General features: G+C 67.3%; 18 protein-coding genes. 17 read left to right on the forward strand and 1 reads right to left on the reverse strand.

The genetic code is table 11. The features are described 5' to 3' along the window. Positions 1 to 18: 18 nt before the first annotated feature. From HND92_RS04140 to HND92_RS04155, 4 genes are read left to right on the forward strand one after another with little or no spacing between them, the layout of a single operon-like run. Positions 19 to 1,740, forward strand: coding sequence for a type I secretion system permease/ATPase (locus HND92_RS04140; protein ID WP_172209146.1), 1,722 nt, complete (start codon positions 19 to 21; stop codon positions 1,738 to 1,740). 51 nt (positions 1,741 to 1,791) lie between these two features. Continuing rightward, on the forward strand, positions 1,792 to 3,159 hold the full coding sequence (locus HND92_RS04145; protein ID WP_172206106.1) for an HlyD family type I secretion periplasmic adaptor subunit: 1,368 nt from the start codon (positions 1,792 to 1,794) through the stop codon (positions 3,157 to 3,159). Positions 3,160 to 3,163: 4 nt separating this feature from the next. Further along, on the forward strand, positions 3,164 to 4,534 hold the full coding sequence (locus HND92_RS04150; protein WP_011804039.1) for a TolC family outer membrane protein: 1,371 nt from the start codon (positions 3,164 to 3,166) through the stop codon (positions 4,532 to 4,534). Positions 4,535 to 4,571: 37 nt separating this feature from the next. Further along, positions 4,572 to 5,654, forward strand: a complete 1,083-nt coding sequence (locus HND92_RS04155) for a DUF1972 domain-containing protein (protein WP_011804040.1) — start codon at positions 4,572 to 4,574, stop codon at positions 5,652 to 5,654. 202 nt (positions 5,655 to 5,856) lie between these two features. Here the strand turns inward: HND92_RS04155 and HND92_RS04160 are convergent, their stop codons facing one another. Next, entirely contained in the window at positions 5,857 to 6,945 is a 1,089-nt protein-coding gene (locus HND92_RS04160) for an IS5-like element ISDisp1 family transposase (protein ID WP_011803559.1), read from the reverse strand. A 98-nt stretch (positions 6,946 to 7,043) separates the two neighbouring features. Between HND92_RS04160 and HND92_RS04165 the strand changes: the two genes are divergently transcribed. From HND92_RS04165 to HND92_RS04225, 13 genes are all read left to right on the forward strand, one after another. Then, positions 7,044 to 8,144 carry a glycosyltransferase gene (locus HND92_RS04165; protein WP_011804041.1) on the forward strand — a complete coding sequence of 367 codons (1,101 nt, stop codon included), beginning with the start codon at positions 7,044 to 7,046 and terminating at the stop codon, positions 8,142 to 8,144. Positions 8,145 to 8,213: 69 nt separating this feature from the next. Then, positions 8,214 to 9,104, forward strand: a complete 891-nt coding sequence (gene argB / locus HND92_RS04170; protein ID WP_172206108.1) for an acetylglutamate kinase — start codon at positions 8,214 to 8,216, stop codon at positions 9,102 to 9,104. Between the two features lie 192 nt (positions 9,105 to 9,296). Further along, positions 9,297 to 9,941 carry a nucleoid occlusion factor SlmA gene (gene slmA, locus HND92_RS04175; RefSeq protein ID WP_088887668.1) on the forward strand — a complete coding sequence of 215 codons (645 nt, stop codon included), beginning with the start codon at positions 9,297 to 9,299 and terminating at the stop codon, positions 9,939 to 9,941. A 206-nt stretch (positions 9,942 to 10,147) separates the two neighbouring features. Next, entirely contained in the window at positions 10,148 to 10,813 is a 666-nt protein-coding gene (locus HND92_RS04180) for a TetR/AcrR family transcriptional regulator (protein ID WP_011804045.1), read from the forward strand. Between the two features lie 64 nt (positions 10,814 to 10,877). Continuing rightward, on the forward strand, positions 10,878 to 12,674 hold the full coding sequence (locus tag HND92_RS04185) for an acyl-CoA dehydrogenase C-terminal domain-containing protein (RefSeq protein ID WP_172206110.1): 1,797 nt from the start codon (positions 10,878 to 10,880) through the stop codon (positions 12,672 to 12,674). A 52-nt stretch (positions 12,675 to 12,726) separates the two neighbouring features. Further along, a complete protein-coding gene (locus HND92_RS04190) occupies positions 12,727 to 13,161 on the forward strand; it encodes a DUF2147 domain-containing protein (RefSeq protein WP_011804047.1) in 435 nt (144 codons plus the stop codon). Between the two features lie 100 nt (positions 13,162 to 13,261). Next, the gene (locus tag HND92_RS04195; RefSeq protein ID WP_172206112.1) at positions 13,262 to 15,664 is read left to right on the forward strand and encodes a 3-hydroxyacyl-CoA dehydrogenase/enoyl-CoA hydratase family protein; all 2,403 of its coding nucleotides are present in this window, start codon (positions 13,262 to 13,264) and stop codon (positions 15,662 to 15,664) included. A 21-nt stretch (positions 15,665 to 15,685) separates the two neighbouring features. Then, positions 15,686 to 16,882 carry an acetyl-CoA C-acyltransferase gene (locus HND92_RS04200; RefSeq protein WP_172206114.1) on the forward strand — a complete coding sequence of 399 codons (1,197 nt, stop codon included), beginning with the start codon at positions 15,686 to 15,688 and terminating at the stop codon, positions 16,880 to 16,882. 80 nt (positions 16,883 to 16,962) lie between these two features. Beyond that, positions 16,963 to 17,859 carry an alpha/beta fold hydrolase gene (locus tag HND92_RS04205; protein ID WP_172206116.1) on the forward strand — a complete coding sequence of 299 codons (897 nt, stop codon included), beginning with the start codon at positions 16,963 to 16,965 and terminating at the stop codon, positions 17,857 to 17,859. Positions 17,860 to 17,884: 25 nt separating this feature from the next. Continuing rightward, entirely contained in the window at positions 17,885 to 18,727 is an 843-nt protein-coding gene (locus HND92_RS04210) for an acyl-CoA thioesterase II (RefSeq protein WP_172206118.1), read from the forward strand. 17 nt (positions 18,728 to 18,744) lie between these two features. Beyond that, positions 18,745 to 19,521 (forward strand): enoyl-CoA hydratase, encoded by a 777-nt coding sequence (locus tag HND92_RS04215; RefSeq protein ID WP_011804052.1) that lies wholly within the window; start codon positions 18,745 to 18,747, stop codon positions 19,519 to 19,521. A gap of 180 nt (positions 19,522 to 19,701) precedes the next feature. After that, positions 19,702 to 20,184: a thioesterase family protein gene (locus tag HND92_RS04220; protein ID WP_088887663.1), complete on the forward strand. Its 483-nt coding sequence runs from the start codon at positions 19,702 to 19,704 to the stop codon at positions 20,182 to 20,184. A 186-nt stretch (positions 20,185 to 20,370) separates the two neighbouring features. After that, positions 20,371 to 20,925, forward strand: a complete 555-nt coding sequence (locus tag HND92_RS04225; protein WP_172206120.1) for a polymer-forming cytoskeletal protein — start codon at positions 20,371 to 20,373, stop codon at positions 20,923 to 20,925. The last annotated feature ends 51 nt before the right edge of the window (positions 20,926 to 20,976 follow it).

Below are 20,976 nucleotides of genomic sequence, written 5' to 3' on the forward strand. Positions count from 1 at the left end.
CAAGAACAGAGTCCAATGATGACGACCCCCGGATTTTTCGAGCGCAGCGAGTTGACGCGGGCGCTGTGGGCCTTTCGCCGCGAATTCATGGTGGTGGGCGTGTTCAGCATGGTGGCGAATGTGCTGCTGCTGGCGCCCACGCTGTACATGCTGCAGGTGTTCGACCGCGTGATGCTCAGCCAGAGCGAGCTGACGCTGCTGATGCTGTCGCTGATCACCCTGTTCCTCTTTCTGGTCGGGGCGTTTTCGGAATGGATGCGCTCGCGCGTGCTGGTGCGCGCCGGCATGCGGCTGGACGGCATGCTCAGCACCCGCGTGTTCAATGCCAGTTTCGAGACCAACCTGAAACAGCTGGGCGGCAGCACGGCCAAGGCCTTCGGCGATCTGGTGCAGGTGCGGCAGTTCCTCACGGGCAACGGCATTTTTGCGCTGTTCGACGCGCCCTGGGCGCCGGTCTATCTGGCGGTGCTGTTCTTCCTGCACCCCCTGCTCGGCTATCTGGCGATCTTCTTCGCGCTGGTGCAGGTGGCGCTGGTGTGGTTCGGCCACCGCCAGACCGTGACCCCTTCGGAGCAGGCCCAGGCCGGGGCCAGCGAGGAGACGCTGTACCTGCAAAGCAAGCTGCGCAACGTGGAGGTGCTGGAGCCCATGGGCATCGTGCACAACCTGCGCGCGCGCTGGCTGGCCAAGCACGGCCAGGCCCAGCGGCTGCAGGGCCAGGCGCAGGCGGTGACGCACCGCATCACCGCCTGGAGCAAGTTCATCCGCTACTCGCAGCAGTCGCTGGCGCTGGGCGCCGGCGCCCTGCTGGTGATCGACGGCCAGCTCTCTCCGGGCGCGATGATCGCCGCCAACGTGCTGATGACGCGCGCGCTGGCGCCCATCGACCTGCTGGTCAGCACCTGGCGCGGCTTCATGGTCGCGCGCTCCGCCTTCGAGCGGCTGGAGGCGCTGCTGGAGGGCAACCCCGAGCGCGACCCCGCCCTGACCCGCGTGCCGCCCACGGGCGCGCTGCTGCTGCGCGACGTGGTGGCGGTGGCGCCGGGGCGCTCCGAGCCGATCCTCAAGGGCGTCAGCCTGCAGGCGCAGCCCGGCACGGCCACGGTGGTGCTGGGGCCTTCGGGCTCGGGCAAGTCCACGCTGGCGCGCTGCATGATCGGCATCTGGCCCCATATGGAAGGCGAGGTGCTGCTCGACGAGCGCCCGATCGCCGGCTGGAACCGCGACGAGCTCGGGCCCTACCTCGGCTATCTGCCGCAGGACATCGAGCTGTTCGAAGGTTCGATCGCCGAGAACATCGCGCGCTTCGGCGAGGTCGATGCCGAGAAGGTGATCGCCGCGGCCCGCAATGCCGGGCTGCACGACATGATCCTGCGCTTTCCCAAGGGCTACGACACCCCGATCGGCGAGGCCGGGGGGCTGCTGTCGGGCGGCCAGCGCCAGCGCATCGGCCTGGCGCGGGCGATCTATGGCGATCCGGCGCTGGTGGTGCTCGACGAGCCGAATGCCAACCTGGACGACGTGGGCGAGGCCGCGCTGGTGCGCGCGGTGCAGACCCTCAAGGCCCGGGGCAGCACGGTGGTGCTGGTCACGCACCGCCCCGGCATCCTGGCCGTCGCCGACCGGCTGGTGATCCTGAAGAACGGCAGCGTGCAGGCCGACGGGCCGCGCGATGCGGTGCTGGCGGCCTTGCGCAATGCCCAGTCCCCGGCGGCCCAGGCATCGCTGGCCGTGGCCTGAGCCCCTCCTTTCCCTTGTGGTTGGCGCCCCCTTTTTTTGCCGAGTTCTGACATGGCTCAATCCTTACATTTTTCAGATAAAAAATCCCAGTTGACGCCTGATGCACAAGCGCTGGATGCTGCGGATACAGTAGCAAAGCACGACCTCGGCCGGGCCGGCCGCTGGGGGCTGTGGGCGCTGGGCCTGGGCTTCGGCGGCTTCTTGCTGTGGGCCGCGCTGGCGCCGCTGGACGAGGGCGTGCCCGGGCCGGGCGTGGTGGCGCTGGACACCAAACGCAAGGCGGTGCAGCACCTGAGCGGCGGCATCGTGCAGCAGGTGCTGGTGCGCGAGGGCGACGAGGTCAAGGAGGGGCAGCTCTTGATCAAGCTCGATGCGGCCGTGGCGCGCGCCAATTACGAGTCGGTGCGCCAGAGCTACCTGGGGCTGCTGGCCATGCAGGCGCGCCTGCAGGCCGAGCAGCTGGGCAAGCCCGGCATCGCCTGGCCTGCCGACCTGAAGGAGGCCGCATCGGATCCGCTGATCCAGCAGCAGATCCTGAACCAGGAGCAGCTGTTCCACACCCGCCGCAGCCTGCTGCGCTCGGATCTGCAGTCGATCGAGGAAAACATCCAGGGCCAGGAAGGGCTGCTGCAGTCCTACGCCGGCATGCTGGGCAACCGCAAGAACCAGCTGGCGCTGCTGCACGAGGAGTTGGGGCATCTGCGCGACCTGGTCAAGGAGGGCTATGCGCCGCGCAACCGCCAGCTGGAGCTGGAGCGCTCGGTCGCGGACGTCAACACCTCGATCGCCGATCTGCAGGGCAATACGCTGCGCGCGCGCAGCGCCATCTCGGACCTGCGCCAGCGCGCGATCTCGCGCCAGCAGGAATACCGCAAGGAAGTCGAGACGCAGCTGGCCGACGTGAGCCGCCAGGTGCTGGTCGATGGCGAGAAATTCCGCGCCGTGCGCAACGACCTGGAGCGCACGGAGATCCGCTCGCCCGCCGACGGCCAGGTGGTGGGCCTGGCCGTGCAGACGGTGGGCGGCGTGGTGCAGCCGGGGCAAAAACTCATGGACATCGTGCCCAAGGGCGCGCCGCTGCTGCTGGAGGCGCGCGTGGCGCCGCACATGATCGACCGCGTCAAGGCCGGCATGCCGGTGGACGTGCGCTTTTCGTCGTTCGCCAATTCGCCCCAGTTGGTGGTGCAGGGCGCGGTGGAGTCGGTGTCGGGCGACCTGCTGACCGAGCCGCAGTCCAACGTCAGCTACTACCTGGCGCGCGTGCAGGTGACGGGCGAGGGCGCCAAGGCCCTGGGCCAGCGCCAGCTGCATCCGGGCATGCCGGTGGAGGTGATCTTCAAGGGCGGCGAGCGCAGCATGCTGACCTATTTGCTGCATCCGCTGACCAAGCGCCTGGCAGCCTCGATGACCGAGGAGTGAGACGATGGCCCGTTCTTCCACCCTCCTGGGCATGCCGCGCCTGAACCGCCTGGCGCGTGCCTGCGCCGCCTTGGCCGGCGTGGCGCTGGCCTGGCCGGCCTGGTCGCTTGATCTGCGCCAGGCCTACGAGGCCGCGCTCCAGAACGATGCCTCGATCCGCGCGTCGCGCGCCGCCGCCGACGCCAGCCGCGAGCGCCTGCCCCAGGCGCAGGCGCAGCGCCTGCCGAGCGTGTCGCTCAGCGCCACGCGCAACTACAACGACCTCACGGCCCGCACGAGAAATTTCCTCGGCCAGCCGGTGACCCAGCAGAACCACTACTACAGCGGCAACCAGAGCCTGACGGTGCGCCAGCCGATCTACCGGCCGTACAACAACGCCCTGGTCGACCAGGCGCGGGCCCAGGTGGAGGATGCCGACGCGCTGCTGGAGCGCGATGAGTACAGCCTGGTGGTGCGCGTGGGCGAGGCCTATTTCGATGTGCTGCTGGCGCGCGACCAACTCGACCTGGTCGCCGCGCAGAAGGCCAGCTACACCGTGCAGCTCGATGCCGCGCGCAAGGGGCTGGCGGCCGGCTCGGGCACCCGCACCGATGTGGACGAGGCCCAGGCGCGCCTGGACATGACCGGCGCGCAGGAGCTGGAGGCCCTGCAGAACCTGGAGTTCACGCAGCGCAGGCTGCAGACGCTGACCGGCCAGCCGTTGGCGCAGTTGGCCGGCCTGGATGTGCAGCGCTTCAGGCCCGAGCCGCCCATGCCGGCCCGGCTGGAGGATTGGGTGGCCCTGGCCGAGGAGGCCAGCCCCGAGCTGCGCTCGCTGCGCGCCCAGGTGGAGGCGGCGCGGCTGGAGATCGACAAGGCCCAGGCCGGACACAAGCCGACGCTGGATGCCGTGGCCCAGTGGGCGCGCTCCAGCAGCGACAGCGTGACCAGCGTGAACTCGCGCTACGACCAGGGGGTGGTGGGCCTGCAGCTGACGATTCCGCTGTATTCGGGCGGCTATGTGAGTTCGACCGTGCGCCAGGCCCTGGCCGCGCAGGAACGCGCGCGCGAAGCGCTGGAGGCGACGCGCCTGGATCTGGGCGTGCGCGTGCACAAGGAGTTTCGCGGCATGACCGAGGGCGCGCTGCGCATTGCCGCGCTGGAGCAGGCGGTGCGCTCGGCCGAGCAGGCCGTGATCTCCAGCCGCAAGTCGCAGCAGGCCGGCAGCCGCACCACGGTCGATGTGCTCAATGCCGAGCAGCAAAAGACGATGGCGCTGCGCGACCTGGCGCAGGCGCGCTATTTGTACCTGCTGTCGCGCATGCGGCTGCAGTCGCTGGCCGGCCAGGATCGCCAGGCCAGCATCGAGCAGGCCAATGCGTCGCTGGCCCCCTGAGGTGGGCGGCCGGGGCGGCGGTGATTGAAGGGCGGGCATGACGCGAAAAGTGGCGATCGTCGGGTGCGCCGGCGTGCCCGCGGCCTATGGCGGGTTTGAGACGCTGGCCGAGAACCTGGCCCTCTATCGGGAGCGGCATGGCCTGGACGTGGACCTGACGATTTTCTGCAGTGGCCCCATGCCCGCGGAGGAGGCGCGGCGCTTCCATGGTGCGCGTCTGCACCATTTGCCGATCTCCGCCAACGGGGTGTCCAGCATCGCCTACGACCTCTGGTCGCTGGCGCTGGCTTGGCGCCAGCGCGTGGACACGGTGCTGCTGCTCGGGGTGTCGGGCGCCATCGCGCTGCCCCTGCTGCGCTGCTTCGGGCGTACCAAAGTGGTGACGAATATCGACGGCGTCGAATGGCGCAGAGCCAAGTGGGGGAGGGCGGCCAGGGCTTTCCTGCGCCTGTCGGAGTGGCTCGCCGTGCGGTGTTCGCATGTGGTGGTCGCGGACAACGAGGGCGTCGCCGAGCATGTGGCTCGCAGCTACGCGAGGTCCTGCACCGTGATCGCCTATGGTGGCGAACATGCCGTGCAGTGCACGCGCCGACCCTGGCATACCGCGCTGCCGCCGCGCTATGCCTTGGCCCTGTGCCGCATCGAGCCCGAGAACAATGTGGAGATGATTCTCGATGCCTTTGCGCGCCAGCCCGTGCTGCCGCTGGTGTTTGTGGGCAACTGGGAGGCCAGCGCCTTTGGCCGCGCAATGCGCGCGCGTTATGGCGGGTGTGACCACATCACACTGGCCGATCCCAAATACGACCCCGGTGCCCTGCGGACGCTGCGCGAGCGCGCCAGTCTGTACGTGCATGGCCATTCTGCGGGCGGGACCAACCCTTCCCTGGTGGAGGCGATGCACTTTGGTTTGCCGGTGGCCGCCTATGACTGCTCCTTCAACCGCTACACGACGCATGGGCAGGCTCGGTATTTTGCGGATGCCCAGGCGCTCACGGCGTTGCTCTCAGACCTGGAGGGTGCGCGGGCCGAAGCCGTGGGAAATTGCATGCAGGCATTGGGGCGGCTCCATTACACCTGGGACCGGATCGGCGCGGAGTATTTCGAGGCCCTGGGGGCATGAGCGCACCCTTTATTGCATTGAGATACTTCGCCGGCGGCGGGGCGACCCTTAACAGGCCGTTGAAAAAGTGCTTTTCGAACGCATCAGGGACGCTGAGTGCGAAGACACGAGCTGCCCAGACGCGTCTGCGCAGCGATTGCAACGGCCCATCTGGCCGGTTTGCAGGCCCTCCCGCCCATTTCGGGCGCACGTATCCCTGGGCTCACGCATGATGCGCGTCCCACCAGCCGCCGATGCTGCCCATTCGCACAAGGTTGTAGGTGGCAAAGCACAGCAGCGCCTGGCCCGTGAGCTTGGCCTGACCGATCAGCTTGGTCTTTGCCAGACCACCGACGGTCTTGATCCAGCCAAAGGCCTCTTCGATGCGCTTGCGCACCTTCAGGCTGGTCTTGTAGCCCTCGTGCCGTGTCACTCGCGCATCCACCGCCGAGTGTTTGTCCTTGGCCGCCACGTGGGGCGTGACTTTGAGCTTTCTGCAGCCTTTGATGAAGGCCTTGCTGTCGTAGCCCTTGTCGGCACCGACCGTGGCCCGTTTGTTCCTGTTGCCCCGACGCTCCAACATGGCCAGCGCCGCCTCGCGCTCGGCCGTGCCGCTGGCGTGGGTGATCTCGACATCCACGATCAGCCCGTTGCGGTTCTCCATGAGGATGTGCCCCATGTGGCACAGGCGGGATTTGTCGCCCTGGCTCTTCTTGAACAGCCGGGCATCGGCGTCCGTGGTGCTCTCGTGGGTGTCGTTGCAGCGCTCCTGCCCCTTGAAGTCCACCTCGGGGTTGCGCCCAGGCGGCGTGCCGCTGTCGTCGTCTTTGCGCTTGAAGCTCTTGTGCGAGGCCCAGGCGTCAATGAGCGTGCCGTCCACGCTGAAGTGCTCGTCGCTGGCGAGCTTGCCCCACTGGGCACTGAGCTTGACGCGCTCGAAGAAGGCGCGGGCGAGGTCTTCGTTGAACAGACGTTCGCGGTTGGCGCTGAAAGTGGAGTGGTCCCAGACCTTGTCTTCGATGTTCAGGCCCACGAACCAGCGGTACAGCAGGTTGTAGTTGATCGCTTCGACCAACTGGCGCTCGCTGCGGATGGAGAACAGGATCTGCAGCAGCAAGGCCTTGAGCAGCATCTCCGGTGGCACCGATGGGCGGCCACGGCGGGCGTACACCGCTTCGAACTCGCGGTTCATGGTTGCCAGCAGCGCATCAACCACCGCGCGCAACTTGCGCAGCGGGTGTGCCTGCGGCACGCGCTCTTCAAGGCTGATGTAGCTGAACATCGCCCCCTGGAAATCTTGACTGCCTCTCATCGTCCTCGTCTGGGTCGTTCACCGATGGCTTCAGATCGTAGCGGCCAACGCGGGCGTCGGCGGGGGATTTTTCAACGGCCTGTTAACATTGGCGCCCCATGATCTGGTTATCTCTCGTCAGTTTGATCGTCACCACGGTCGTCGCCGCAGCCATTATTCGCTGGTCGGGGGGGCGGGCCGTCGCATACGGCGACGCCATGCCGCAGCGTTTTCACGTGGGCGAGGTGCCGCGCCTGGGCGGTCTGGCCTTGCTGGCAGGCCTGGTCGTCAGCTGGTTGCTGGGCATGTGGCAAACCCGTCTGGGCGATCCCGGTTCGCTGCGCCTGGGGCCCTGGGTGCTCCTCTGGATCGCGGTGCTGCTGCCGGCCGTGCTCGGCGGCATCGCCGAAGACATGACCCAGCGGCTGTCTGTGCGCTACCGGTTGCTGCTCACGCTGATTTCCGGCGGTCTGGCGGTCTGGCTGCTGGACATGAACGTGCCGCGCCTGGGGCTGCCCTGGCTGGACATGCTGCTGCGCCAGGCCCCGTGGCTCGGCATGGGGGTCGTGTTGCTGGCGATGGCGGGACTGCCCCATGCGTTCAACATCATCGACGGCTACAACGGCCTGGCCGGCATGGTGGCGCTGATCGTATGCCTGGCGCTGGCCCATGTGTGCCTGCAGGTGGGCGACCGCGCCCTGGCCTCGCTGCTGGTCTGCCTGGCGGCGGCGACGGGGGGGTTTCTGGTCTGGAATTACCCGCGTGGCATGCTGTTCGCCGGCGATGGCGGCGCGTACATCTGGGGCGGGGTGATCGCGCTGGCGAGCCTGTCGCTGGTGCAGCGCAATGCCGAGGTGTCGCCCTGGTTTCCCCTGCTGCTGCTGATCTATCCCGTGGGGGAGACCCTGTTTTCCATCTACCGCAAGCTGGCGCGCGGCGTGTCGCCCGGCATGGCGGATGCGCTGCATTTCCACCAATTGATCTACCGACGCATCGTGCGCAGTGTGTTCCACGAGGACGAGGCGCGCCGCATGCTCAAGCGCAACAACCGCACGTCTCCCTATCTGTGGGCGTTCACGATGCTCACGGTGGTGCCGGCCGTGCTGTTCTGGAACAACACGCCCGTGCTCATGACGTTCTGCGGTCTGTTCGGTGCGACCTACGTGACGGCCTACATCGGCATCGTGCGCTTCAAGGTGCCGGGCTGGATGCGTTTCTGAGCGCCGCGCGTGGTGGCCAGTTGCGGCACAATTCGCGCTCTTTGTGTTCCACCCTCCCAACCCGCTCACATGACCGACCTTCTTTCGATTGCCCCGCGCGACAAGGCCGAAATCCTGGCCCAGGCGTTGCCCTACATCCGCAAGTTCCATGGCAAGACCATGGTCATCAAGTACGGTGGCAACGCCATGACCGACCCGGAACTGCAGGCCGACTTCGCCGAGGACGTGGTGCTGCTCAAGCTGGTGGGCATCAACCCGGTGGTGGTGCACGGCGGCGGCCCGCAGATCGAGCAGGCCCTGAACCGTCTGGGCAAGAAGGGTGAGTTCATCCAGGGCATGCGCGTGACCGATGCGGAAACCATGGAAGTCGTGGAATGGGTGCTGGCAGGCGAGGTGCAGCAGGACATCGTGGGCCTGATTCACCAGGCGGGTGGCAAGGCCGTGGGCCTCACGGGGCGCGATGGCGGCATGATCCGCGCCAAGAAGCTCAAGATGGTGGACAACAAGGACCCGAGCGTCGAACATGACGTGGGGCAGGTCGGTGACATCGTGGCGATCGACCCGAGCGTAGTCAAGGCGCTGCAGGACGATGCCTTCATTCCCGTCATCAGCCCGATCGGGTTTGGCGAGGAAAACGAAAGCTACAACATCAACGCCGACGTGGTGGCGAGTAAATTAGCTACGGTGCTGCAGGCAGAGAAACTGGTGTTGCTCACCAACACCCCTGGTGTGCTGGACAAGGAAGGCAAGCTGCTCACCGACCTGACGGCGCGCGAAATTGATGCATTGTTCGGTGATGGCACCATCTCCGGCGGCATGCTGCCCAAGATCAGCGGGGCGTTGGATGCGGCAAAGGCTGGCGTGAATGCCGTGCACATCATTGATGGCCGCGTACCGCATTCGATGTTGTTGGAAATTCTGACCGACCAGGCCTACGGCACCATGATCCGGAGTCACTAGGCTCTTTTCGGGCACGGCCCGGATGTATTGGAGTCAAAAATGACTGCAGCGCTTGTCCAGCAAGCGCTAGCAGCTATTTTTTTGGAAGCGGATCCAAGGGTCGCGGCACAGCGAGCAGCCGTCACGACGCTGGAGTCGTGGTGTGCGAGAATCAATTGCACACACTTGTTGCTCTCCCCCGATCCATGCCCCATGACTGAATTCACGCCTGCTACTGACGCGCCAGCCTCCACCGACGACGCGCCCGCCGCGCGCCGCCGGCCGCGGCCGGGCGAGCGGCGTGAGCAGATCCTGCAGACCCTGGCGGCCATGCTGGAGCAGCCCGGGGCCGAGCGCATCACCACGGCAGCGCTTGCGGCGCGCCTGCAGGTGAGCGAGGCGGCGCTGTACCGGCACTTTGCCAGCAAGGCACAGATGTTCGAGGGGCTCATCGATTTCATCGAGCAGAGCGTCTTTACCCTTGTGCACCAGATCATGGAGCGCGGTGGCGAGTCTGAGGGCGCGCAGCGCGCGGCGCGCATCACGGCTATGGTGCTGCAGTTCGGCGAGCGCAACCCCGGCATGGTGCGCGTGATGGTGGGGGATGCGCTGGTTTTCGAAAACGAGCGCCTGCAGCAGCGCATGAACCTGTTCTTCGACAAGGTGGAGGCCACGCTGCGCCAGTGCCTACGGCCCGTGGCCGACGCGGACGGCTCGGCGACACCCACGGTGCAGACACAGGTGCGGGCGGCCGCACTGTCCGACCTGATCCGCGGACGCTTGCAGCGCTACGCACGCACAGGCTTTCGCCGCATGCCGACGGAACACCTGGACGCCACTCTGGCACTGTGGCTGTAACGCCAGCGCAGGCAAGCGTGATGGCATGACCACCCGCGAAAGGTGCGGTAAGCATTTCGCCCTTGGCACGGTCCCCCGCGATGGTGGGGCTCGATAAATCATCCACTTAGGGGTTTACCCCGAAGCGCGTTCTGCGCGCCTGGAAATACTGGCGTTACCTGCGTGTTTTATGCAAAATAGAACGATCGTTCGTTTTATTTTGCTTCATGTCTCTTTCTCCTTCCCCCACCAAGACGGTTCGCGCGCCACGCCGCGAGGGCCGGGCGCTGCACAAGGGGCAACACACCAAGGCCGTCATCATCGATGCCGCCCTGGGCCTGGCCACGCACATCGGCCTGGAGGGGCTGTCCATCGGTGCGCTGGCCGAAGTGACGGGCATGAGCAAGTCAGGCGTGTTCGCGCACTTCGGCTCGCGTGAGGAACTGCAGATCTCGGTGATCCGCGAGTACCACACGCGATTCGAGCAGGAAGTGTTCTACCCCGCGATGCAGGCCCCTCGCGGCGTGTCGCGCCTGCGCGCCCTGTTTGCCAATTGGATGAAGCGCACCTCCATCGAGATCGATTCCGGCTGCATCTACATCAGCGGCGCGGTGGAGTTCGACGACCGCACGGGCCCCGTGCGCGATGCGCTGGCCAACTCGGTGATGACCTGGCAGGCCGCGATGAAGCGCGCCATCCAGCAGTGCAAGGAGTGCGGCGAGATCCGCGACGACGTCAGCGAAGACCAGATGCTGTTCGAGATCCACGGCCTGATCCTGGCGCTGCACTATGAGGCGCGCTTCCTGCACACCCCTGGCTCCATCGACCGGGCCAACACGGGCTTTGACAACATCCTGGCGCGCTACAGCGCGCTGCCCGGCCACCGCGGTTGAGCCCTGCCACCCGTATTTCGGTTTTTCTTCTTTTCCACCCTTCCTTCTTCCCAGGAGTCTCCACATGCCTACTTACACGCCTCCGCTGCGCGACATGCAATTCGTCCTGCATGAAGTCTTCAAGGTCACCGACGAATTCAAGGCCATGCCGGCGCACGCCGAGGTGGACGCGGACACCATCAACGCCGTGCTGGAGGAGGCCGGCAAGTTCGCCGCCGGCGTCGCCTTCCCGCTGAACATCAGCGGCGACACCGAGGGCTGCAAGCTGGACCCGCAGACGCACGAGGTCACGCCGCCGAAGGGCTTCAAGGAGGCATACCGCCAGTACGTCGAGGGCGGCTGGCCGGCGCTGTCGTGCGACCCCGAGTACGGCGGCCAGGGCCTGCCGCACACGGTGAACCAGTGCCTGTACGAGATGCTCAACAGCGCCAACCAGGCCTGGACCATGTACCCCGGCCTGTCGCACGGCGCCTATGAGGCACTGCACGCCCACGGCACGCAGGAGCAGAAGCAGCTCTACCTGCCCAAGCTCACCAGCGGCGAGTGGACCGGCACCATGTGCCTGACCGAGCCGCACTGCGGCACCGACCTGGGCCTGTTGCGCACCAAGGCCGAGCCCCAGGCCGACGGCACTTACAAGATCACCGGCAACAAGATCTTCATCAGCGCCGGCGAGCACAACTTCACCTCCAACATCGTGCACCTGGTGCTGGCCCGCCTGCCCGACGCGCCCAAGGGATCGAAGGGCATCAGTCTGTTCGTGGTGCCCAAGTTCAAGGTGAACGCCGACGGCTCGCTGGGCGAGCGCAACCCCATCTACTGCACCGGCCTGGAGCACAAGATGGGCATCCACGGCAACGCCACCTGCCAGCTGACGCTGGACGGCGCGGTGGGCACGCTGGTGGGCCAGCCCAACAAGGGCCTGGCCGCGATGTTCGTGATGATGAATGCCGCCCGCCTGGGCGTGGGCAACCAGTCGCTGGGCCTGACCGAAGTGGCCTTCCAGAACGCGCTGGCCTACGCCAAGGACCGCATCCAGATGCGCAGCCTGTCGGGCACCAAGGCCAAGGACAAGGAAGCCGATCCCATCATCGTGCACCCCGACGTGCGCAAAATGCTGCTCACCGCCAAGGCGTACGCCGAGGGCGCGCGCGCGCTGCAGGTGTTCTGCACGCTGCTGCTGGACAAGGCGCACAGCCACCCCGACGAGAAGGTGCGCAAGGATTCCGACGAACTGGTGGCGCTGCTGACCCCCATCGTCAAGGCCTTCGTGACCGACAACGGCCACATCGCCACCAACCACTGCATGCAGGTCTTCGGCGGCCATGGCTTCATCAAGGAATGGGGCATGGAGCAGTTCGTGCGCGACAACCGCATCAACATGATCTATGAAGGCACGAACACCGTGCAGTCGCTGGATCTGCTGGGCCGCAAGGTGCTGGGCAACAACGGCGCCACGCTGAAGAAGTTCGGCAAGCTGGTCGGGCAGCTGGTGGCCGAAGAAGGCGTGAACGAGAAGATGGCCGAGTTCATCAACCCCATCGCCTACCTGGGCGACCAGATGACCAAGTTCACCACCGAGATCGGCTTCCGCGGCTTCCAGAACCCCGATGAGGTGGGCGCCGCCGCCGTGGACTACCTGCGGGTGGCCGGCCACCTGGTGTTTGGCTACATGTTCGCCCGCATGGCCCAGGTGGCGCTGCGCGAGATTGCCGCCGGCAACACCGACCCGTTCTACCAGGCCAAGCTGCAGACGGCGCGTTTTTACTTCGCCAAGCTGTTCCCTGAAGTCCACACGCTGATGCGCACCGCCCGCGCCGGCAGCAAGGTGCTCATGGACACCGACGCCGCCCTGGCCTGAGCCAGCGATTGCACGCATTGCCAATTTTGAACGTTTTTGCACTGGAGGCCTTATGAGACAAGCGCTAGCAGCTATTATTTTTGCAGCAATCGCGGCCCCTGCATGGGCCCAGATGTCCCCCGTGGGCCTGTGGCGCAGCGTGGACGACAAGACGGGCGAGGCCAAGGCCGAGATCCGTATTGCCGAAACCAGCGGCGTGCTGAACGGCCGCATCGAGAAGTCCCTCAAAAAGGACGCCGACCCTGCCGCCACCTGCACCGAGTGCAAGGACGACCGCAAGGGCAAGGCGATCGCGGGGCTGGAGATCATCCGCGGCGTCAAGAAGGCCGATGACCGCGAGGTCTGGGAGGGCGGCAAGATCCTCGACCCCGAAAACGGCAAGGAATACCGCGCCAGCCTGACCCCCATCGAGGGCGGCAAGCGGCTGGAGGTGCGCGGCTTCCTGGGCCCGTTCTGGCGCACCCAGACCTGGCAGCGCGTGCAGTAAGCAAAGCAGTGAGCGCCACGGCGCCGCAGCCGGCCCGCCCGCGTGGCGCGGGGCCTGGCGCGCGGCCCCGTGCGCATCCCACCATCCAAGGAACAAGCAAATGTCCCGATTCCAAGTGAAGAAAGTCGCCGTGCTCGGCGCGGGCGTGATGGGCGCGCAGATCGCGGCCCACCTCGTCAATGTGAAGGTGCCGGTGGTGCTGTTCGATCTCCCCGCCAAGGAAGGTCCGAAGAACGGCATCGTCACCAAGGCCGTGGAGAACCTCAAGAAGCTCAAGCCCTCGCCCCTGGGCGTGGCGGACGACGCCGCGCTGATCCAGCAGGCGAACTACGAGGAGAACATGGCGCTGCTGGGCGAGTGCGACCTCGTCATCGAGGCCATCGCCGAGCGCATGGACTGGAAGCTCGATCTGTACAAGAAGATCGCGCCGCACGTCGCACCGCACGCCATCGTGGCGTCCAACACCTCGGGCCTGTCGATCACCCAGCTGTCCGAAGCGCTGCCCGACGCCATCAAGCCGCGCTTTTGCGGCATCCACTTCTTCAACCCGCCGCGCTACATGGTGCTGGTGGAGCTGATCAACACCCCCACCACCCGTCCCGAGGTGCTCGACCAGCTCGAAGCCTTCGTGACCAGCGGCTTGGGCAAGGGCGTGGTGCGCGCGCACGACACCCCCAACTTCATCGCCAACCGCGTGGGCATCGCCGGCATGCTCTCCACGATGAAGGAGGTGGAGAACTTCGGCCTGACCTTCGACGTGGTGGACGACCTCACCGGCAAGAAGCTGGGCCGTGCCTCCAGCGGCACCTTCCGCACCGCCGACGTGGTGGGCCTGGACACCATGGCCCACGTCATCAAGACGCTGCAGGACAACCTGAACGAGCAGACCGACCCGTTCTACGGCAGCTTCGGCACGCCCGCCGTGCTGCAAAAGCTGATCGAGCTGGGCAACCTGGGCCAGAAGGCCAAGGCGGGCTTCTACAAGAAGGTGGGCCGCGACATCCTGCGCTTCGAGCTGGAGAGCGAGGAATATGTGCCCGCTGGCGCCAAGGCCGACGAGGTGTACGGCCGCATGCTCAAGAAGCCCGCCGCCGAGCGCCTGAAGCTGCTGCGCAACGCCGAGGGCGCGCAGGGCCGGTTCCTGTGGGCCATCCTGCGCAACAGCTTCCACTACGCTGCGGTGCATCTGGCCACGATTGCCGACACCGCGCGCGACGTGGACCAGGCCATGCGCTGGGGCTTCGGCATGAGCCAGGGGCCGTTCGAGCTGTGGCAGGAGGCGGGCTGGCTGGAGGTGGCCAGGATGATCCAGGAGGACATTGACGCGGGCAAGGCACTGTCCAAGGCGCCGCTGCCCGAGTGGGTGTTCAAGGGCCCGGTGGCGGACGCCGGCGGCGTGCACACGGCGCAGGGTTCGTGGAGCGCGCGCCAAGGCAAGTTCGTGCCGCGCCGCCAGTTGCCGGTGTACGAGCGCCAGTACTTCCCCGAGAAACTGCTGGGCGAGGACAACCTGCCCGACTGGCGCAAGGCCGGCACCACCATCAGCGAGACCGATGCGCTGCGCACCTGGACGCTCGATGGCAAGGTATTGATCGCCTCCATCCAGAGCAAGATGCACGCGATCAGCCCCGACGTGATGGAAGGCCTGATGGAGGCCGTGGACCTGGCCGAGCGCGAGTACGACGGCATGGTCATCTGGTCGGGCGACGCGCCGTTCAGCGTGGGCGCCGACCTGCAGGCCACCATGCCTGCCTACGTGGTGGCCGGCATTGCCGCCATCGAGGGCGTGGAGCATGAGCTGCAGAACCTGATGCTGCGCCTGCGCTACGCCCAGGTGCCGGTGGTCTCGGCCATCCATGGCATGGCGCTGGGCGGCGGCTGCGAGCTGGCCGTGCACAGCGCACGCCGCGTGGCCCACATGGAAAGCTACATCGGCCTGGTGGAAGTGGGCGTGGGCCTGGTGCCCGGCGCCGGCGGCCTGACCTACATCGCCCGCCGCGCGGCCGAGAACGCCGCCGCCAGCACCGGCAAGGACCTTTTGCCCTTCCTGACCGAAGGCTTCACCGCCGCGGCCATGGCCAAGGTGGGCACCAGCGCCATCGAGTCGAAGAAGCTCGGCTACCTGCTCGACAGCGACCTCATCGTGCCGCACAAGGACGAGGTGCTGTTCGTCGCCATCAACGAAGCCAAGGCCATGGCCGCCGGCGGCTGGCGCGCGCCGCACAAGCGCCTGTTCCCCGTGGCGGGGCGCAGCGGCATTGCCACCATCCGCGGCTCGCTGGTCAACATGCGCGACGGCGGCTTCATCAGCGAGCATGACCAGCACATCGCCACGCTGATCGCCGAAGTGGTGTGCGGCGGCGACGTGGACGCCGGCACGCTGGTGAGCGAGGAATACCTGATGGCGCTGGAGCGCAAGGCGTTCTGCGCCCTGATCGAGCACCCCAAGACCCAGGAGCGCATCCTGGGCATGCTCAACACTGGCAAGCCGGTGCGTAACTGAGGCCGCCCGAGGAGAGAAACCATGAAACAGATCCAAGACGCCTACATCGTTGCCGCCACGCGCACGCCCATCGGCCGTTCGCACAAGGGCTTTTTCCGCAACTACCGCCCGGACGACCTGCTGGCCACCACGCTCAAGAGCGCGCTGGCCCAGGTGCCGGGGCTGGACCCCGCCTCGATCGAGGACATCATCTGCGGCTGCGCCATCCCCGAGGCGCAGCAGGGCCTGAACGTGGCGCGCATCGGCGCCGTGCTGGCGGGCCTGCCCACCAGCGTGGGCGGCATCACGGTGAACCGCTTCTGCGCTTCGGGCCTGTCGGCCGTGGCCATGGCGGCCGACCGCATCCGCGTGGGCGAGGCCGAGGTGATGATCGCCGCCGGCGTGGAGAGCATGAGCATGGTGCCCATGATGGGCAACGCGCCCAGCCTGTCGCCCAGCATCTTTGAGCGTGACGGCGACGTGGGCATCGCCTACGGCATGGGCCTCACCGCCGAGAAGGTGGCCCAGCAGTGGAAGGTGAGCCGCGAGGCGCAGGACGCCTTCGCGCTGGAGTCGCACCGCCGCGCCATCGCCGCGCAGCAGGCTGGCGAGTTTGCCGACGAGATCACGCCCATCGAGGTGACCGACCGCGCGGCCAACCTGAAGACGGGCGAAGTCATTGCCAGCACCCGCACCGTGAGCCTGGACGAGGGCGCCCGCCCCGACACCAGCCTGGAAGGTCTGGCCAAGCTGCGCACCGTGTTTGCCGCGCGCGGCACGGTCACGGCCGGCAACAGCTCGCAGACCAGCGACGGCGCCGGCGCGCTGATCCTGGCCAGCGAATCCGCCGTCAAGCGCTTCGGCCTCACGCCGCTGGCGCGCTTCGTCAGCTTCGCCAGCAAGGGCGTGCCGCCGTCCATCATGGGCATCGGCCCGATCGAGGCCATTCCCGCCGCGCTGCGCTATGCCGGTCTGAAGCAGGACGACATCGGCTGGTACGAGCTCAACGAAGCCTTCGCCGCCCAGTCGCTGGCCGTCATCAACACGCTGGGGCTGGACACGGCCAAGGTCAACCCCATGGGCGGCGCCATCGCGCTGGGCCACCCGTTGGGCGCGACGGGCGCCATCCGCTCGGCCACCGTGGTGCATGCGCTGCGCCGCAAGCAGCTCAAGTACGGCATGGTCACCATGTGCGTGGGCATGGGCCAGGGCGCGGCGGGTATCTTCGAGCGCGTGTAAGTAAGCGCCACTGCCGCGCGGCAGCGCGCGGGGATTGCAGCCGAGCCGGCGCAGACCGGCCGCCTTCATGGAGACAAGCCATGCAGAGTGAAACCCTGATGGTCGATGGCGCAGTGCCGCTGGCGCTGCGCGTGTACGTGCCACGGACCGGCCCCGCGCGCGCCAGCGTCGTCATTGGCGGCGCCATGGGCGTGCGCCAGGCCTTCTATGGGCCGTTCGCCGCCTGGCTGGCGCAGCAGGGCCTGCGGGTCACCACCTTCGACTACCGGGGGCAGGGCGAGTCGCTGAGTGGTGGCATGCGCGAGGTGCGGGCCAACCTGTTCGACTGGGCGCGCGACTACGACGCGGTGATCGCCCATGCAGCCCAGGCGCTGCCTGGCCAGCCGCTGCTGCTGCTGGGGCACAGCCTGGGCGCGCAGCTGCCCGGGCTGCTGCGCGAGCATGCGCGCGTGAGCGGCCTGCTGAGCGTCGCCGCGGGCAGCGGCTACTGGCGCGACAACGCACCCCGCATCCGCCGCGCCATGCCCGCGTTCTGGCATGTGCTGGTGCCGTTGTCGGTGCGGCTGTGCGGCTACTTCCCCGGGCGGCGCCTGCGCGCCGTGGGCGACCTGCCCGCGGGGGTGATGCTGCAGTGGCGCCGCTGGTGCCTGCACCCGCGCTACAGCGTGGGGGCGGAGGGAGAATCCGCCCAGCGCAGCTACGCGGCGGTGCGCTTTCCGGTACACGCCTGGTCCATGCAGGACGATGAGCTCATGACCTGGCGCGGCACGCAAAGCCTGTTGGCGCTGTATGCGAACGCGCCGTGCAGCGTGGAGCGCATCGCGCCGCACGAGGCGCAGGCGCGGCGCATCGGGCACTTTGGATTTTTCCGCGAACAGTTCCGCGACACGCTGTGGCCCCGCGCCCTGCAGCAGCTGGAGGCGTTGGCCCAGGCGCAGCCGCAGGGCACCGCAGGTGCCACCGCCACCGCAGGCTGAGCCGAATCACGGCACACTCGCACCCATGACTACGCACCACAGCATTCATCCCCTGGACGCGGCGCTGGCGCTCTCGTCCAGCCATTCCGAAGGGGCCGGGCAGTACACCGGCCACACCTCGCCGGCTTACTGGAACATGGTCGGGCCGTTTGGCGGCATCACCGCGGCCACGCTGCTGCAGGCCGTGATGCAGCACCCCGACCGCCTGGGCGAGCCCCTGTCGCTCACGGTGAACTACGCGGGCGCTCTGGCCGAGGGGCCGTTCACGCTGCAGGCCACACCGGTGCGCACCAACCGCTCCACCCAGCACTGGACGCTGTCCATCCTGCAGGCGGGGGCGGACGGAGCGCCCGTGGTCACCACCACGGCCACCGTGGTCACGGCCGCGCGGCGCGAGACTTGGGGTGCCGCCGACACGCCCCTGCCGCAGGTCCCCGCGCCGGCGCAGTGCAAACCCGTGCAGCCGGCGTTCCGCTCGGAATGGCTGCAGCGCTACGAGATGCGCCCGGTGACCGGCGCGCTGCCCGAACAGTGGGACGACAGCGGCGACACCAGCCTGTCGCAGCTGTGGATGCGCGACGCGCCCGCGCGGGCGCTGGACTTCTGCGCGCTGGCGGCGCTGGCCGATGTGTTCTTCCCTCGCGTGTGGCTGCGCCGCGCGCGCCAGGTGCCCGCGGGCACCGTGTCCATCACGGTGTACTTTCATGCGGGCGCGGACCTGCTGGCGCAGACCGGCACGGGCTACCTGCTGGGCCAGGCGCGCGCGCAGGAGTTTCGCAACGGCTTTTTCGACCAGACCGTGCAGCTGTGGAATGAGGCCGGCGCCATGCTGGCCACCAGCCACCAGATCGTTTATTACAAGGAATGACCCCCGGAGCAACACCCATGAGTACAACGAAAGCAGACATCCTGGTCCACGCAGAAGAGGGCGTGACCACCATCACCTTCAACCGCGTGGAGAAGAAGAATTCCATCACCACGGCCATGTACGCGCAGCTGGCCGATGCGTTCGAGGCCGCGGCGCAGGACGCGTCGGTGCGTGTGGTCGTGCTGCAGGGCGACGTGGCCATCTTCAGTGCGGGCAACGACATCGGCGACTTTTTGCAGCAGCCGCCCGCCACGCAGGACGCGCCCGTGTTCCGCTTTCTGCGCGCCATCGCCACCTTTCCCAAGCCCGTGCTGGCTGCGGTGTGCGGCCCGGCGGTGGGCATCGGCACGACCCTGCTGTTCCACTGCGATCTGGTGTATGCGGGGGACAACGCGGCGTTCTCGATGCCCTTCGTGAACCTGGGCCTGTGCCCCGAGGCAGCCTCCAGCCTGTTCGCGCCGCAGATGCTGGGCTACCACCGCGCGGCCGAAGCGCTGCTGCTGGGCGAGCCCTTCATGGCCGAAGCGGCGCTGGAAGTCGGCTTCGTCAACCGCGTGGTGCCGCCGACCGAATGCAACATGGTGGCCCAGGCCCAGGCGCGCAAGCTCGCGGCCAAGCCGCTGTCGGCCCTGATCGAGACCAAGCGCCTGCTCAAGAAGAGCCAGACCGCCGCCGTGCTGGAGCGCATGGCCGAGGAGGGCCAGAGCTTTGGCCGCATGCTGCGCGAGCCCGCCGCCCGCGAGGCCTTCACCGCGTTCATGGACAAACGCCGCCCGGATTTCAGCGCCTGCTGACATCCGCCCCGCCACCGAACGGGGCGGGGGGGCGACGCCGGCATCCATGCCGTGTTCGCCCTACGCGCCGGGGTGATCACCGTGTCTGCTGGACAGGGTGGCCGTGCATTTGAATGAAAAATGGCTCTAGCGCTTGTCCAATAAGCGCTAACAGCTCCTGATAAGAGAGCAAAAAATTCCATGAGCAAACCTGCCAGCCTGCCAGTGGCCTTCGAGCCCGAGTTCATCGCCGGCCTGCGCCAGATCTTTGAAGAGAAGATTCCCTTCAACCACTTGCTGGGCCTGAAGATCACGCGCCTGGAGCCCGCGGCCGTCGCTGCGCGCATCGACATGCGTCCCGATCTGGTGGGGCACTTTGCCTACAACCGGCTGCACGGCGGCGTCATCAGCGCGGGGCTGGATGCCATGGGCGGTCTGGCGGTGATGGCGGCCATCGGCGCCAAGCACATGGACGAGGCGCCCATGGACCGCCTGCACCGCTTCGCCAAGCTGGGCACCATCGACCTGCGCATCGACTATCTGCGTCCCGGCATCGGCAGCCACTTCGAGCTGCGGGCCGAGGTGCTGCGCCTGGGCTCGCGCGTGGCCACCACGCGCATGGAGTTCCTCGGCCCGCAGGGCGAGCTGATGTCCGCGGGAGCCGCGGCGTACATCGTCTCTTAGCGCGACCGTGCAGGTCGGGCCGCGCCGGGCACGCGCCGTTTGGGGGATACGCGCTGTGTGCTGCTGCAAGCCCTGCAAGTGCATGCAACCATCGAACGGTTTGGTTACCGTTCTTGCGTAACAGGGGCGGTTTTGATCTGTGGCAACTCCTAGCATCTACGGGTCTTTTCTAGGAGATCCGATCCGATGGCCGTGCAAAACCCCTTCTTTGGCAAACGCGAACCCGACACTTTCCAATCCCGCCAGCCTTCGTCAGCGCTGGGCGGCACCACCACCACCGCAAGCACCCCAACCGCCGCTCCCGCAACCAGAGCCGCTGTGTCCACCGCCTCCAGCGCCACGGCCGAGGGCAGCGGCAGCAAGCTGACCGTGGGCCCCAACATCAAGCTCAAGGGTGTGGAGATCACCGATTGCGACACCCTCGTCGTGGAAGGCACGGTGGAGGCCACCATGGATTCGCGCGTGATCCAGATCACCGAGCAGGGCGCGTTCCGCGGCTCCGCCGAGATCGACATTGCCGAGATCCACGGCGAGTTCGACGGCACGCTCACCGTGCGCCAGAAGCTGGTGATCTTCAGCACCGGCAAGGTGAGCGGCAAGATTCGCTACGGCAAGGTGGTGATCGAAGAGGGTGGCCAGCTCTCCGGCGAGATCGAGGTGGGCCTGGGTGGTGGCGCGCGCATGAGCGCGGCCTCGGGTTCGTCGTCTGCCGCATCCGCGGCCGCGCTGGCCGCGGCCTGACGCCGGCACACCCATCGCCGCCAGCGGGAGGCCGTGAGGCGCTCCCGTTTT

The organism is Diaphorobacter sp. JS3050 (genome assembly GCF_013154915.1).
GTDB lineage: Bacteria > Pseudomonadota > Gammaproteobacteria > Burkholderiales > Burkholderiaceae_C > Diaphorobacter > Diaphorobacter nitroreducens.

What these genes read in the sequence shown, in the direction of transcription:
- HND92_RS04140 (WP_172209146.1), top strand. Translation starts at nt 19, where the DNA reads ATGACGACCCCCGGATTTTTCGAGCGCAGCGAGTTGACGCGGGCGCTG.
- HND92_RS04145 (WP_172206106.1), top strand. Translation starts at nt 1,792, where the DNA reads ATGGCTCAATCCTTACATTTTTCAGATAAAAAATCCCAGTTGACGCCT.
- HND92_RS04150 (WP_011804039.1), top strand. Translation starts at nt 3,164, where the DNA reads ATGGCCCGTTCTTCCACCCTCCTGGGCATGCCGCGCCTGAACCGCCTG.
- HND92_RS04155 (WP_011804040.1), top strand. Translation starts at nt 4,572, where the DNA reads ATGACGCGAAAAGTGGCGATCGTCGGGTGCGCCGGCGTGCCCGCGGCC.
- HND92_RS04160 (WP_011803559.1), bottom strand. Translation starts at nt 6,945, where the DNA reads ATGAGAGGCAGTCAAGATTTCCAGGGGGCGATGTTCAGCTACATCAGC.
- HND92_RS04165 (WP_011804041.1), top strand. Translation starts at nt 7,044, where the DNA reads ATGATCTGGTTATCTCTCGTCAGTTTGATCGTCACCACGGTCGTCGCC.
- argB (WP_172206108.1), top strand. Translation starts at nt 8,214, where the DNA reads ATGACCGACCTTCTTTCGATTGCCCCGCGCGACAAGGCCGAAATCCTG.
- slmA (WP_088887668.1), top strand. Translation starts at nt 9,297, where the DNA reads ATGACTGAATTCACGCCTGCTACTGACGCGCCAGCCTCCACCGACGAC.
- HND92_RS04180 (WP_011804045.1), top strand. Translation starts at nt 10,148, where the DNA reads ATGTCTCTTTCTCCTTCCCCCACCAAGACGGTTCGCGCGCCACGCCGC.
- HND92_RS04185 (WP_172206110.1), top strand. Translation starts at nt 10,878, where the DNA reads ATGCCTACTTACACGCCTCCGCTGCGCGACATGCAATTCGTCCTGCAT.
- HND92_RS04190 (WP_011804047.1), top strand. Translation starts at nt 12,727, where the DNA reads ATGAGACAAGCGCTAGCAGCTATTATTTTTGCAGCAATCGCGGCCCCT.
- HND92_RS04195 (WP_172206112.1), top strand. Translation starts at nt 13,262, where the DNA reads ATGTCCCGATTCCAAGTGAAGAAAGTCGCCGTGCTCGGCGCGGGCGTG.
- HND92_RS04200 (WP_172206114.1), top strand. Translation starts at nt 15,686, where the DNA reads ATGAAACAGATCCAAGACGCCTACATCGTTGCCGCCACGCGCACGCCC.
- HND92_RS04205 (WP_172206116.1), top strand. Translation starts at nt 16,963, where the DNA reads ATGCAGAGTGAAACCCTGATGGTCGATGGCGCAGTGCCGCTGGCGCTG.
- HND92_RS04210 (WP_172206118.1), top strand. Translation starts at nt 17,885, where the DNA reads ATGACTACGCACCACAGCATTCATCCCCTGGACGCGGCGCTGGCGCTC.
- HND92_RS04215 (WP_011804052.1), top strand. Translation starts at nt 18,745, where the DNA reads ATGAGTACAACGAAAGCAGACATCCTGGTCCACGCAGAAGAGGGCGTG.
- HND92_RS04220 (WP_088887663.1), top strand. Translation starts at nt 19,702, where the DNA reads ATGAGCAAACCTGCCAGCCTGCCAGTGGCCTTCGAGCCCGAGTTCATC.
- HND92_RS04225 (WP_172206120.1), top strand. Translation starts at nt 20,371, where the DNA reads ATGGCCGTGCAAAACCCCTTCTTTGGCAAACGCGAACCCGACACTTTC.